The organism is Bacillus sanguinis, assembly GCF_018332475.1.
GTDB classification, from domain to species: Bacteria; Bacillota; Bacilli; order Bacillales; family Bacillaceae_G; genus Bacillus_A; species Bacillus_A sanguinis.
On record NZ_BOQB01000050.1, the window covers coordinates 1 to 14,210 of the forward strand.

Below are 14,210 nucleotides of genomic sequence, written 5' to 3' on the forward strand. Positions count from 1 at the left end.
TATATTTCTGTTAAATTTATCCTATGGATAGAACAAGTTTAATTAAAGGTCATTTAGAAATGTGTGTATTATCTATTTTGTCGAAAAAGAAAAGTTATGGTTATGAGATTATGAAAGAACTTGAAGTAAACAATTTAAAATTGAAAGGAGTAGGAAGTATTTATCCCATTTTAACTAAGTTAAAAAATCAAGAATGGGTTAATACTTATCAAGAAGTAACAGACAGTGGTAAAGTTAGGATTTATTATGAAATTAATGAAAATGGGAAAATACGTCTTGAGAAGAAAATTAATGAGTGGTTAGAATTGCAATCGGATATTCAAATATTATTAAAAAGTGGTTTGAAAGGAGACCTTCTGAAATGAGGAATAGATTGATAGGTAAAGAAAAGAAATTTTTAACAGACGTACTTAAGGAATTAAAGCAATACGATATAAGTTTAGAAGAAAGGGATAATATTAAGCGACAAATATTAGAACATATTCAAGAATGTCGTGAACATGGTGAAGATAGTATAGATGATTTAGGTACACCTCAATTATTTGTTCAAGATTTTTTAGAAATAAATGAAATTGACTTACAAGTTAAAATGAAACAACTTCAAACTGAAAAGGGAAAATTCAACACATTTACGTTAAGTGGCATATTCATCGCAGTTATTACTTACCTCATCTCGCAAACTATATTTTCAATATTTTTAACTGAATCATTTAATCTCACTAATAGTAAAAATGCATTTCAGTATAATCTTTTATATCGCATATCAGAGAATCAATGGTGGAACGCATTATTAATAATGACTAGTTTGACGCTTTCTGTAGTGGTATTTATTAGCTTAGTAAGTTATAAAAAAAGAAAGCATCTAAAGTATAATGAAGAATTCAATCTATAAACTGTCTCTAATTTGTATTCTTTGTAATGTATTAATATTATGTACCACACCTCCAAAAGTTTACGCTCAGCAAAGTGTTAAAGTTACATTAAATAAGTATATTGAAAAATTTATAAAGGAACAGAATATTCCAGGAGCTGCTGTTGCAATTGTACATAATAAAGAAGTATTCTTCAAAAAAACGATGGGGGTTACTGGAGAATCTGAAAAAAGGGTAACCAGTAAAACGCCATTTGCAATCGGCTCAATAAGTAAATCTTTAACAGCTTTAGCTATAGTGAAATTAATAGAAGATAAAAAAATAAAATTAAAGGATCCAGTTCAACGATATCTCCCTTGGTTTAAACTAAAAAATCCTCAAATATCCTCAACTATAACAATCCAACATCTACTAACTCATACAAGCGGAATCAACACATATGAGGGCTTAGCATTATCAGATAAGCAATCCAAAAGTTCTACAACATTAAAAGAAAATGTAATGAAACTTTCAAATGTAAAAGTAACTGCTCCACCAGGTGAAAAATATCAATATAGTAATGCAAATTATATTGTTTTAGGCGCACTTATTGAAGAAATTACAAATGAAACATATTCTTCATATATGGAAAAGGAGATTTTTCAGTCATTAAATATGAATGGCGCGGCAGCAAGTAAAGAATTTGCGTATGAAAAAGGTTATTTATCAGGTTATCAGTCTTGGTTTGGCATTCCAAGAAAAAGTATAGTATCCTATGATAATACTGGGGCACCATATGGCTATATTACTGCAAATTTAGAAGATATGATTCAATATATTATGTTTTTGAATCACCCAGAGGATGCTCAATTATTGAAGCAAGAAAACATGGATCTTTATCTATCACCACTTTATAAAATAAATTCAGAAAAAAGTTATGGTTTTGGATTAAGAACAACAAATATAAATGAAAGTGAAACGATGATTTGGCATTCAGGATCAACACCCGATGCTCGTGCAGAATTATTTACTTTAAACAAAAGTGGCTGGGGTGGTGTGATTTTAACGAATAAAAATCATGTATTAGAAGAAACAGCACTATCAGTACTGAAAAATGGGGTTATTAGTATTTTGAATGGAGAAGAACCGGTTGATATCCCTAAAAACATACCATTAACACAAATTATTTTGTTGATAGTTACATTCATACTTTTCATAATATCAATTATGTTAATTAAAAAGTATAAATATATAAAAACTGTAAAAAAACTAATTTGGTTATTCATAGGGAGTCTATCCCTACTAATATCTATTGTTTTCATCCCACTGCTTACGTATAGTACAAGTTCACCATGGCGTACGATTAGAATATTTGCGCCAGACGTAGCTTTATTTACAAGTATTATTGTAACTTTATTAGCTGTGAACGGACTAATATCAATTCTTATAGCCTTAAGAAGGAAGTAAGTATAAGGGGAAAGAATTAAAGAAATATAATTTAAGTGTTATAAACAGTTGACTCTCACACGATGTCATTGTTTAAGATAAAATTGAGCTTCGAAGTAGATGTAATTTATAGGAGGAAATCATGTTTAAAATAGGAGACTTTTCAAAATTATCTTCAATTAGTATTCGGATGTTGAGACACTACGATAAAGTGGAATTATTACAACCAATAAAAGTCGATGAACAAAGTGGATACCGATACTATTCAGCAGCCCAATTAAAGAAAGTAAATCAAATTCAAACGTTAAAAGATATGGAATTTAATATCGCTACCATTAAAGAAATAATAGAATGCGATAATATAGATGGTATTAAGGAGCAATTTTTAAATCGTAGTGCTCAAATTAAAGAAGACATGACTAACCTCCAAAAACAATTACGTCTCCTCGAAGATTCAATGAAAACGATGAGAGAGGATGTTGTTGAGATGAATTACCACGTTTCAATAAAAGAAATTCCAGAAAGAAATGTAGCTAGTGTTAGAAAGATTATTCCATCGTATAATTGTGAAGGCGATTTATGGAGTATATTGATGCGAGAAATTCATATTAAAAATATTAGTATGGCCCATCCGAGTTATAGTATCGCTGTCTTCCATGATCAAGAATACAAAGAAAATGATGTAGATGTAGAAATACAGCTAAATATCTTAGGAAAGCATGAAAATACAAAAGATGTTCATTTTCAAAAAATAGAGCCAATCAAAGTAGCTTCTGTAACAGTAAGCGGAAGTTATGAACAAATGACAAACGTAAATGAAGCAGCCGCAAAATGGATTGAGGCAGAAGGTTACGAATTAGCAGGACCGATGTTTAATATTTATCATGTGAGCCCAGCGATGGAATCGGATCCTAATAAGTGGGTTACAGAAGTTTGTTATCCATTTAAATGAGGATAAAGAAAAAAGGCATTATAATATGCCTTTTTTCTTTATAAATATATCCATAAATATCAAGACAAGTTACGACTGCCAAAAAACGAATATATATTTACTTATAAAAGCAGCGAAAGAACATGTTCTATGTTTAAAAGACTGTTTTCTTATTGGCGATACAGGGAGTACGGATATGATTGCAGCTCTGAAAGGGCGAATATGAAAAAGATTTTGGTACGAACAGGATGGGGAGAAAGCTCATTTACAAAGTATAGAAATTCTTGGATAGAAACGGTGCCAAATTATATAGCGGAAAATTTAATTGATACCATGTGTTGGATTGAAGAGAAATTATAAACATAATAAAATTATAGATAACTGGTTTGTGAGATGGTTAATCTAGGAGGGGGAAATATTGATACATATAGATAAGAATGTACGAACATCTGGTGCGTACGTGATATATAAGAATTTATTTGTTTTTCAAGTTGGCCCAACGAGTAAAGGTGATACATTAGGTGTAGTAAGGCTCGGAGGACATAAAGAATCCGATGAAACAGCAGTAGAAACCGCTAAAAGAGAAGTGAAAGAAGAAGCTTCTATCGATACTACTATATTGAATTCACCAACTACATATTATAAAGAGAATTGGAATGCACAATCAAAGGAAATAAAAGTAGAAAATGAAGTCAATCCAATATTAATTATTGATAGTCCAGATGAAAGTTTATCTGAACATGGAAAAACAGTTAGTATTGTGTTGGATAGTATGTGTACAGGACATTTAGAATATACAGTAAGAAATAAACTATAAAATTATTATGTAAATTAAGTGCGGTATAGAATAGGGTTTTCTTGTAATCTTTATTTTATTATATTTTAATTAAATAATTTCAAACTTACTATTATTGTTATTATGTATAATAGTAATTAAGAATATTTTGGTAGTTATTGAATGTAATTAAAGGCGGTTATTTGGAAGAAGTGATGTTTTTTGAACAAACAGAAGAAAACAAAATATGTAAAAAAGCTTTACATAAAGAAAAAAGTAAAAGATATCACCTGTTCTAGCGTTTTATAAGGCTTGGCTTGCATATTTAGAATAAATAATTGATGACCCATTTTCATTAAGAATCTATAGAATATATAAGCATCAACAAAGGGGAAAGTATAAAGTGAACGAATTAGAGTACAAAAACTTTTATGATAATTGCCATAAAATCATAATGTGTTTTATTGTAAAAGCTGCTTTTCATTTAAGGAAAAACAGCTTTTTTGTAAGGAAACAATGCAGTGAAAACTTGAAAATAAAAGTAATTGGAGCTAACTTATTCATACTAAAGTTGTAGTTTTTATTTGAAAAATCCGTCCTTCCGTTTGATTTTATCTATTTATAATTGTAATACAATAAAAATAGATAATAAAAAACAAGGGGGAGTGTAACGTGATTACACATATATCAGATATAAAATTACAAACGGTTTCCATAGAAGGGGTAAAACAAGTTTATAAGGACATATTATCTTTTCCAATAAAAAAAGAAATGACATCATTTATTCAATTTGAAGTAACACCGTACACTACAATTAGTTTTCAAGAAGTATATGAACCAATTGCTCCTACACATTTTGCTTTTGAGATTCCATATTCAAAATTTCATGAAACTGCAAGATGGCTTGAAGAGTCTGGATTACTCATTGTGAAATGGAAAGATGGTCATACAATTGATGAAGAGAGCGGTCGATTCAACTTATATTTCAGAGATGGCGATGGAAATCTTCTCGAAATTATCGCGCATAGTTATGTTAAAGAAGATGTATTAGTTCCGCATTCCCTTTTAAATATTTTATATGTAAGGGAGATCGGTCTTCCCGTTAAAAGTGTACCTGTATTTACGGAATGGTTAAAATCAAATCTTAATATGAAAACGATGGAAGACGGGGACATTTTCAACTTTGTAGTTGGTGGCACTGCATATGTTGTTGCGACTTGGTGGCAGCGATCTTGGATTCCAATTGCGATGAAAGCTTTACCACCGAAAGTACATGTTTCTTTCGGAACACCAGACGTCGCATTTTTACAGCGAATCCAAAATAACTTTAAGAAAAATAGTGTACCATTTGAATGTAAACGTAATGAAGTATCATTTATTGAGCAAGGATATACATTTTCAATTGTGCATACATCAGAGTTTCATTCTGATATTCCTAAACAATTAAACTTACCGCTTTCTATTTAATGATGGAAAGCGGTAAGTTTTTCATATTTTCATGGAGAAGGGTTTCAGCCTAATTACAATGAATTTATAGAGGAGTATATATTATTGAAGCGGTATTTATAAGTAATAAAAACGTTGTTCAGTAGCTAATTAATAAACACTGTTGTTTAACCAAAGTTTTCTTGTAGTTAAACAACAGTGTTTTTAAATATTGATATAGATATACTTATTTTCAATCTTTATCCTATAAAGGTTCATTATCCGTACTTGTTCCTCAGTTAATTCTTCTTTATCCCAATACATATGCATTAAGCTATATTCAAAAACCTCCTTTAATTTAATAAATAATGGAAACTTGTCTATCATCTCTTTAGGTAGTTCATTTTCCTTTTGATATCCTTCGAATAGTGCTTTTGTAATAGAATGCTCATAGTCAATGATATTCCCATTTCCAGCAAATGAATATTCCATCGCACTATAAATAGGAACGGCTAAATCGAATAGGTAAAAATGTTTTTCGCAATCTTGAAAATCAATCATTGTTATGGTTGAATTGTTTTCAACTAAAATATTTTCTAACCATAAATCTCCGTGAATTAAGCCGTAATTTGAAGTGGATTTTTGTAGCTCTTTCATTATAACTTCCTTTCAAAACTTATATTTTTTAACTAGAGAATTAAAAGAATCTTATTTTACAAAATTCGAGTTTAATTTTTGAAATCCTTTAAAATGAAATATGATATAAATTGTCTTTTAATAATTAGTTAAGTGTTGCCAGCATATTAATTAAGGCTAAATTGAAAAATGAATAGAAGGTATGTCAAAATAAGATAGATGAAAAAATAAAATCAATACTTATATATAAATTTTAAAGATATTACAGAAAGTCTTATGTAATAAAACACAAGAAATATCAAAAGAAAGAAACGTATTTTTCCTATACTTTTAAATAAGGAGTGAAGGAAATGAATGAACATATACAGCAGATGATTGACTGGATTGAGGTCAATTTAAAAAAGGAATTTTCATTAGATGAATTGTCCCTTTATATGGGGTATTCTCCTTATTACTGTTCTTTTAAATTTCATCAAGTAACGGGTTTCAGTATTAGGCGATATATTCTTCTTAGAAGGTTGTATTTATCTACAGAAGATTTAAAGAATGGTAGGAAGATAATAGATATCGCATTGGATTACAATTATTCTTCTCAAGAGGCTTATAGTAGAGCTTTCAAAAATGTTTTTGGAATGAATCCAAGAGAATACCAACTTAGCAAAATGCCTATTCAATCATTTGTTAAACTCAATATAAATAAGGAAGGAGAGTTTAATATGAATATTTCTAGAAAAATAGAGGTTGAGCAATTACGAAATGCGAAGAGTGAGCTGTTTGATAAAGATGTATTAAACATATTAAATGGTCAAATGATGTATGAAGAATTTAAAAATGAAAAGCTAATGGGTGATTCTGATTATGCACCATTTAATGAAGCGATGTGTGTGAACCCCGTTACTAAACAAGTTTTTAATGAAGTATTTATTAAAACAAGAGCAGAAGGACATAACAGCTCAGTAGAAAGTTATACAAAAAAGGTTATAGATCCGTTAGAAAAACTTTTTACGAAAAAGTATAAATGTATTGTTTTATGGTTTGGTGAAGATATGTTTTGCCAAATGAACCTACTTACGATACTTTCTTACCTTGAACATTCGTCTTATGAAGGGAAGGTATATTTAAATAGCTTCAGAGAAGATGAATTTAAAGTAAATCAAATTGAACTTGAATTAGGAAATTATTCTTCTGTATATAATGAAGTATTAGTAAACCATAAAAAGACTTTCTACAAGGTACCACCTGTCATGTATCAGTCTATAGACTTATATTTAGAAATGCTAAAACAAGATAATACTGTAATGAAATTTATCTCCAAAAATAAAGATTTATCAAATCAAGAATTATTAATAAAGTTGTTTCAACTTTTTCCAACAATCGGATATGGAGATTCTCAGTACATAGAATTGATAAATAAAATAAAGAAGGAAGCTGAACCTAAAATATAGGAACAGCTTCCTTCTTACAATTGTTCAAGTAACGCTAATTCGCCCTCTACAAATAACATTAGTTCTTTAATTATTTCGCCAGAAAAATCAAAACGAATGCCTGCAGCTTCATATACTTCAGTTAAAGATTTAGAGCTACCTAATGATAAAGCTTTTTTATAATTTTCTAGTGCTTGTTTAGGATTTTCTTTATATTGTTTATACATTTGCAACGCACCAAGTTGTGCGATAGCATATTCGATGTAATAGAACGGTATTTCGAATATGTGTAATACAGGTAACCAACCAGTTGCGATCCAATTTTCATACCCTTCAATATTTACGACGCCTGATTGGTAAGTGTTATGTAATTCTAAATACTTTTTGTTTCTTTCCTTAGCAGTATGATTAGGATTTTCATACATCCAATGCTGGAATTGATCAACGATAAGCATAGGTGGTAAATACTTAACAATACCTTTAAAGAAATCTAATTTTGCTTTTATAAATTCTTCTCTATTCCCATAAAAAGTATCCCAATACTCCATCGAAAATAATTCCATTGTCATGCTAGCGAGTTCTGCTGATTCTGAAGGGATTTCTAAATATTTTTGAAGTTCTAACTGCTTCATACATTCATTATGAATACTATGGCCCATTTCATGGAGGAAAATAGTAACATCATAATGTGTATGATTGAGATTCATGAAAATGAAAGATAATTGAGATGCAGGTAAATATTCGCAAAATCCTCCTGGACCTTTTCCTTTACGACTTTCTAAATCTAAGCAATTATTTTTATGCATCCGGTCCAGTAATGTTGAAAATTCAGGATCTAGTTTGTGTAAAATATGAGAACTTTTTTCGATTAATTCACTCGCGTCTTCGATAGGTTTTAAGGCTTTTTGATTTGGAGCGGTTGCTTTTAGATCCCATGGACGAAGACTATCTACTTGAAGTTCAGATGTTTTCTCATTAAATATTTTATCGATAAGTGGTACTACGTATTTACGAATAGATTCAGCAAGTTCATAGCAATCATCAGGCGTATAATCAAAACGTTCATGTTTTTTAAACATATAATCACGATAATTATCTAATTGAATGTTTTTGGCCTTTTGGTGACGGATTGCGATTAATTCATTTAATATATGTTGTAATGTATCTTCAACAGATAAGAATGTTTCAGAAATGAGCGTTTTTGCTTTTTTTCGTATATCACGATCTGCATCTTGTAAGTAAGACTGTAGTTCAGTAATTGTCTTTTCTTCACCGTCCCATAGCGCGGTTAAACCACCTGTAATTTCGAAGTACTCGGTTACTAATTTGTCTTCGCTTATTTCTAAATCAATGTTCTTTTCACAAAATACTGTTTGCGCATTCTTTATTTTTTTATCTAGTAAGCTATACGTTTTTGGATCAAGTTCTATTCGAAAAGGGGACTCTAAATATTTATTATCAAATGAATTTTGATAACGTTTCAAAAGAGGTCGTACATATTGTTGATCATATTCAAAAGTATCTTTTATTTTTTTATTATCTGTACTACATTGAAAGGCGATATAGTGCGATGTTAATTTTTCTTCAATTTCCCAAATGACTGTAGATTGTTTTTTTAACCAGTTTTCAAGCTCTAGTTTTGAAGAAATCGCTTCATTTAATAAAGTAGAAAGAGCATTTTCTAATTCTAGAACGTTACTAATATCAATCGTATTTACACGTTGCAATATATATCCCTCACTTTTTATTTTCTTAAGGAAGTATTCTTCTTCTTTACTACAATCCCTTTTTTTCCTAAGAAGTTTGTGCCCACTACTCCAAGAACAATCAAAATTGTTCCGATGATGTGATAGTATGCGATTTGTTCATGTAAGAATACAACACCCGCGATAATTGTAATAAGTGTAGATAAGTTGCTGAAAACACTTATTTTAGCTGCTTCAATATAAGATAAGGAATAGTTTAATAGCAATGCCGTCAGCAAGGACGATAGTAATCCTAAATATAAAATAGAGATAAAAAATGTTCCATTCGTAAAAGGTTTAAAGTATACCGTTATTGTACCTTTACTTATATGGCTGGCGATTGCGATTAAATTAAAGCTAATAAAGCCGATTACTGTCATAGTGTAAGTTAAATCCATTAGTTTGAATTTCTTCGTCATTTTTCGAGCTAACACATTATAGAAAGCAGATGATAATGCCGATAGCAAAATAAGAATAACACCTATGAAACTAGTTTCATGAGTCCCTATACCATTCATGATAAATATATAAATGACACCGATGACAGAAATGAGTACAGATATTTTTTGCCATGTATTTGTATACTCTTTTAAAAAATAGGAAGCTAACATCATCGTAAATATAGGAATCGCCGCTTGTATAATTCCCGCCTCAGAGGAACTTGTATACACTAAGCCAAAAGCTTGAAAAGCAAAAAAAAGTGCTGGATAAAAAAACGCAATTGGTAAAAGTGAAAGTATGTTTTTTAATGATATATTTAACTTTACGGATCCAAAAATAATCGGAATATTTGCTGCTATGAAAGCAACTGTAAAACGATGAGCCAGAGTATCAAGAGGGCTTGTAATGGTTAGTGTTAGTTTCACGAATAAAAAGGAAAATCCAATAATAAATGAATAGAGTAAAGCTGATAAATATGCCTTTGTTGTAAGTTTCATAATTTCACCTCATAGTAATTGATTTTTTACTGGCCAGTATACGTACATATTAATCTTTCTGATTTAGTGCTACAATGTGAATAAATACAAACTGTACCGGTACAAAATAAGCGCAAGAGGTGTCATAATGTATAAGTATTTACATGTTTTAAATGATTTAGAAAACATGATTCAATATGGAGAGATAAAAGAAGGAAAGAAATTACCGTCTATACGGTCACTCGTTATGCAATATAAATGTAATAAGGCAACAGTTATACGTGCACTTCACGAATTAGAAAAGCGTCATATTATTTATTCCGTGCCTCAGAGTGGATACTACGTTGTTAAAAAATCAGGGAGTACCATTGAAAGTAACGAGATAATTGACTTTGCCTCTTCAGCACCAGATCCAGATGTTTTTCCATATTTAGATTTTCAACATTGTATTAATAAAGCCATTGATACATATAAAAATGACTTGTTCGTATATGGAACGCCGAAAGGTTTACCGTCTTTAATTCCGGTCATTCAAAAACAACTAGCAAATTATCAAGTCTTCACTAAAGAAGAAAATATTTTTATAACGTCAGGTGTACAACAAGCGCTAGCTATACTAACTTCTATACCATTTCCAAATGAGAATGAAACGATATTAATTGAACAGCCAACATATCATCTATATATTGAGTATCTAGAAATAAATAAAATTCCTGTAATCGGTATTAAACGTACGAATGAAGGTATTGACTTAAATGAATTGGAACGTATTTTTCGAACAGGTAAAATAAAATTCTTTTATACAATACCAAGATATCATCATCCGCTTGGAACTTCTTATTCAAAAGACGAGAAAGAAAAGATCGTGTTATTGGCTAAGAAATATAATGTATTTATAGTGGAAGATGATTATTTAGCAGATTTAGAAACAGATTCAAAAGCAGATCCGTTATATAACTTGGATAATTGTAATCATGTAATATATTTAAAAAGTTATTCGAAGATTATTTTTCCAGGTTTACGGGTTGGAGTTGCGGTCATTCCGCCATCCATTGCAAATGATTTCCATACATATAAAAAGATTTTAGATATTGATAGCCCAATGATATCTCAAGCTGCTTTAGAAATTTATATAAAGAGTGGCATGTTTGAACGTCATAAAAATAAAATTAAATCTTCCTATCACGATAGATCTAAAAAACTAGCAGAAACATTAGAAAAAGTGCAAAATGAAAATCCATCGTTATTTACATATAATAGACAAAACGCATTGGGAATACACACTTGTTTAGAAATACAGAAAAACATAGTTACAGAAACATTTATAAAAAAATTTAGAGAAAAACAAGTAAGTATCGATTCAGTTGATAGAAATTATTTAAATGATTTTCATAAAGAAAAATTACTAAAGTTAAACGTATCGAATGTAAAGGAAGATAGGATTGAAGAAGGTATTCGTAAAGTAATTGAGGAAATCAAACAAGTGGAACGTATAACCTTTCAATTTAAAAAAGAAAAAGATGAATAAGGAGGTTTGTTGTGAGACGCAAAATAATTCTCTTGTTTGTGTGTATCGTTATAATAATTGGAGCTTTAGTTGTGACTAAATATTATAAAAAAGATGACCAATGCATTGCGGTTGGTAAGTATTCAAGAGGTATTATCGTAGATCAAAATAACGAACCTATATCTAATGTGAAAATTTATGAAGATTCTATTGAAAGTAAGGAACGCAGTATTTCAAATGCACAAGGTGAATTTGAAATACTAAATGGAGTTTGTGGTGAGATTGTATTACAATTAGTTACTCCAGATGGTGAAACCTATACGAGGAAATATGATAGCAATCATATACCGGAAGTGATAGAACTGAGTTATAAAAAGTAAAAGAAAAGTGTTACGTTAATACTTTTTAGAGCACTCAATTGCTGAGTGCTCTTTTGTTTAGGACATAATTGTTTTAAATGGAAATAAACTACCAATAGATGATATCCTTAAAGTATAGCATTTATTTTGATTAGGAGGGTGATGGAGTCTATGGCCGTACGTATAGTCGATGATTTACAGCAATTATCGTTGTTACTAATGTTTTTTAGTACATTTATATTTTACAGATATTTAAAGAAAGTTAAACGAGATAGAAAATTGACTGGTTTTGAATGGACGATGTATTTTGTCACTCAATTTGCGACATTAGTTTGGGCAATTACTTATTTGATTAAACTCTTAGCTGAATCGTAATTTCTATTCATTTCATCTCGTTTCCTGTTATCTATTAGGGATATAAATATAGTCCGTATCTAAATCTATGACAACATCGCTCATGACGTCATCTCGTAGTAACTTTGGGATTTTTTCATAATGGTACCGTACACAAAATAAGCTTAGAAGATCTTTATTAGATAGCTCTTCATTTTTTACATTTAAATACATTAGTATTAACTCGTCAAGAGAACAGTTACGGCCAATGACATACTCATTAATTCTATATCCATCAAATTCAATTATCATGTTATCACTGTTGGGTGCTAGCCAACGTTATAGCTTAAATTTTAGTTGAATCTATTATACATTGTTTGAAATTTTGTGAGAATATATTTTTATAAAATGTGAGGGTTATAAATGGAACAAAATAAATTGGTTTTAGAAGGGCCAAGATGGCTTAAGTGGGAAACACGCGAAATTAAGTTTATACAGGATGATGAAATTATCGTTAAAACAATTGCAGGTGCAATAAGTATTGGAGCAGAGTTACCGCAGTATAAAGAATCGGATGGTTCAGATACAAATCCTATTTATCCAAGAAAAACTGGATATGAAAGTTATGGTGAAGTTGTTCGAGTTGGGAATAAAATAACAAATTTAAATGTAGGTGATAAAGTAGTTTCTTTTTATGGACATGAAACGATAGGAATAGTTAAGGGGGATAAAGTAATTCGAGTACCTAGTTATATAAAACCTAAAGTTGCTTTATTATCAATTCTTTCGTGTGATGCTGCTAAAGGGGTATTGAAATTAGACCCGCAACAGGATGAAAAAGTACTTATTTCTGGAATGGGAGTTATCGGTTTACTCACTTGTTATTTTCTTAAATATTATGTAGGTGTTGAGCATGTGGATGTTGTGGAGCCTAATAAAAATAGAAGAAAATTTGCAAAGAAGTTTGGTGCAAAAAACCTCTTCGATTCAGAAAAGCAAATAATAGAAACATATAATTACGGTTTGGAATGTTCTGCTACAAATAGAGGGTTTCACACATTGCAAAAGGCTATTAATAGTAATGGGGCAATATGTATTCTTTCTGATGGCAATATAGAAGACTTAACATTAACCGCCGACTTTTATCGAAAAGAATTGCAGATCATTGGTTCAAATGACGGATATGATTGTCAAAAACATGCAGATTGGTTTTTAATCAGATAGAAAGTACACCATGGATAGAAGAGATTTTTCAATATGAGATTCATTATACTGCACTTGAAAAATGTTTTGAGGAATTGAGTGAAGGGATAATTACTCCTTTAAAAGTATTTGTCTCATATGAATAAAATGATCAGGTACATATCACATAGCTCACGTATGTTTCATCATGAAAATGATAACAAAACGAGGGGTAACAACTATAGGGATTTTTTATAGGTGCAACGGTTGTTGTAAACAGAGAAGGTTTTTACTCTTTCATTATGTACAAATAGTATATTATCTTTCTCAATGTACATATTAAGTAAAGTGTTTAATATCATGTACATAAAAGGTGGGGGAATATGGATGAAAATAAGAAAAGTGAAGAATTGAGTAAATTTAAAAAACAATGGTTTAATGAAGATAATCAACCAGTAGCTGGTATAGAGTTAGCTTTACCACCTGATATAGGCAGCATGTTAGACTTGAAATCAGTTGATGATAAAAGTGAAAAAAGTAATAATGAATAAGTTTAATCTATGCATCCATTCGGGTGCTTTTTATTTTTTGTCAAACGTTATGGTTAATATTTAGAATAAATATTCAACCAATCTTTAAATTAGATATAGGCTTATTAATATGCTATATTCAATGGACC

Annotated in this window: 15 protein-coding genes and 2 pseudogenes; 13 read left to right on the top strand and 4 right to left on the bottom strand. The window is 30.1% G+C overall.

What is annotated here, in order from left to right:
* Positions 1–59 precede the first annotated feature (59 nt).
* The 7 genes from KI369_RS07050 (at position 60) to KI369_RS07085 (ending at position 5,470) form a co-directional block, all read left to right on the top strand.
* Positions 60–365 (top strand): PadR family transcriptional regulator, encoded by a 306-nt coding sequence (locus KI369_RS07050; RefSeq protein WP_306467431.1) that lies wholly within the window; start codon positions 60–62, stop codon positions 363–365.
* The gene (locus tag KI369_RS07055) at positions 362–892 is read left to right on the top strand and encodes a hypothetical protein (RefSeq protein ID WP_212955520.1); all 531 of its coding nucleotides are present in this window, start codon (positions 362–364) and stop codon (positions 890–892) included. Before KI369_RS07050 ends, KI369_RS07055 begins: the two co-directional genes overlap by 4 nt.
* Complete coding sequence (locus tag KI369_RS07060) at positions 873–2,318, top strand: serine hydrolase domain-containing protein (protein WP_212955521.1); 1,446 nt, start codon at positions 873–875, stop codon at positions 2,316–2,318. The genes KI369_RS07055 and KI369_RS07060 overlap by 20 nt, the downstream gene beginning before the upstream one ends.
* A 121-nt stretch (positions 2,319–2,439) precedes the next feature.
* A complete protein-coding gene (locus KI369_RS07065) occupies positions 2,440–3,249 on the top strand; it encodes a MerR family transcriptional regulator (protein ID WP_212955522.1) in 810 nt (269 codons plus the stop codon).
* A gap of 201 nt (positions 3,250–3,450) precedes the next feature.
* A complete protein-coding gene (locus tag KI369_RS29455; protein WP_238484905.1) occupies positions 3,451–3,588 on the top strand; it encodes a hypothetical protein in 138 nt (45 codons plus the stop codon).
* A gap of 58 nt (positions 3,589–3,646) precedes the next feature.
* Positions 3,647–4,045 carry an NUDIX hydrolase gene (locus KI369_RS29740; protein WP_306467430.1) on the top strand — a complete coding sequence of 133 codons (399 nt, stop codon included), beginning with the start codon at positions 3,647–3,649 and terminating at the stop codon, positions 4,043–4,045.
* Positions 4,046–4,675: 630 nt separating this feature from the next.
* Positions 4,676–5,470, top strand: a complete 795-nt coding sequence (locus tag KI369_RS07085) for a VOC family protein (RefSeq protein ID WP_212955523.1) — start codon at positions 4,676–4,678, stop codon at positions 5,468–5,470.
* A 183-nt stretch (positions 5,471–5,653) separates the two neighbouring features.
* On the opposite strand, the pseudogene KI369_RS07090 reads toward KI369_RS07085, so the two are convergent.
* Positions 5,654–6,085, bottom strand: a pseudogene (locus KI369_RS07090) (phosphotransferase enzyme family protein); the annotation flags it as partial.
* Between the two features lie 329 nt (positions 6,086–6,414).
* Here KI369_RS07090 and KI369_RS07095 point away from each other — a divergent pair.
* Entirely contained in the window at positions 6,415–7,509 is a 1,095-nt protein-coding gene (locus KI369_RS07095) for a helix-turn-helix domain-containing protein (RefSeq protein ID WP_212955524.1), read from the top strand.
* A gap of 14 nt (positions 7,510–7,523) precedes the next feature.
* On the opposite strand, the gene KI369_RS07100 is transcribed toward KI369_RS07095, so the two are convergent.
* Both KI369_RS07100 and KI369_RS07105 read right to left on the bottom strand, forming a co-directional pair.
* Positions 7,524–9,215, bottom strand: coding sequence for a M3 family oligoendopeptidase (locus KI369_RS07100; RefSeq protein ID WP_212955525.1), 1,692 nt, complete (start codon positions 9,213–9,215; stop codon positions 7,524–7,526).
* A gap of 17 nt (positions 9,216–9,232) precedes the next feature.
* Complete coding sequence (locus KI369_RS07105; RefSeq protein ID WP_212955526.1) at positions 9,233–10,171, bottom strand: DMT family transporter; 939 nt, start codon at positions 10,169–10,171, stop codon at positions 9,233–9,235.
* Between the two features lie 127 nt (positions 10,172–10,298).
* Here KI369_RS07105 and KI369_RS07110 point away from each other — a divergent pair, with 127 nt between their 5' ends.
* The 3 genes from KI369_RS07110 to KI369_RS07120 all read left to right on the top strand — a co-directional run bounded on the left by KI369_RS07110 (position 10,299) and on the right by KI369_RS07120 (position 12,391).
* Positions 10,299–11,678 (top strand): aminotransferase-like domain-containing protein, encoded by a 1,380-nt coding sequence (locus tag KI369_RS07110; protein WP_212955527.1) that lies wholly within the window; start codon positions 10,299–10,301, stop codon positions 11,676–11,678.
* 11 nt (positions 11,679–11,689) lie between these two features.
* A complete protein-coding gene (locus KI369_RS07115) occupies positions 11,690–12,037 on the top strand; it encodes a carboxypeptidase regulatory-like domain-containing protein (protein WP_212955528.1) in 348 nt (115 codons plus the stop codon).
* Positions 12,038–12,187: 150 nt separating this feature from the next.
* On the top strand, positions 12,188–12,391 hold the full coding sequence (locus tag KI369_RS07120) for a hypothetical protein (RefSeq protein ID WP_212955529.1): 204 nt from the start codon (positions 12,188–12,190) through the stop codon (positions 12,389–12,391).
* 27 nt (positions 12,392–12,418) lie between these two features.
* On the opposite strand, the gene KI369_RS07125 is transcribed toward KI369_RS07120, so the two are convergent.
* The gene (locus KI369_RS07125; protein WP_212955530.1) at positions 12,419–12,661 is read right to left on the bottom strand and encodes a hypothetical protein; all 243 of its coding nucleotides are present in this window, start codon (positions 12,659–12,661) and stop codon (positions 12,419–12,421) included.
* Between the two features lie 111 nt (positions 12,662–12,772).
* Between KI369_RS07125 and KI369_RS07130 the strand changes: the two are divergent.
* A pseudogene (locus tag KI369_RS07130) lies at positions 12,773–13,698 on the top strand (zinc-binding dehydrogenase).
* Positions 13,699–13,914: 216 nt separating this feature from the next.
* Positions 13,915–14,082 (top strand): hypothetical protein, encoded by a 168-nt coding sequence (locus tag KI369_RS07135; RefSeq protein ID WP_212955531.1) that lies wholly within the window; start codon positions 13,915–13,917, stop codon positions 14,080–14,082.
* The last annotated feature ends 128 nt before the right edge of the window (positions 14,083–14,210 follow it).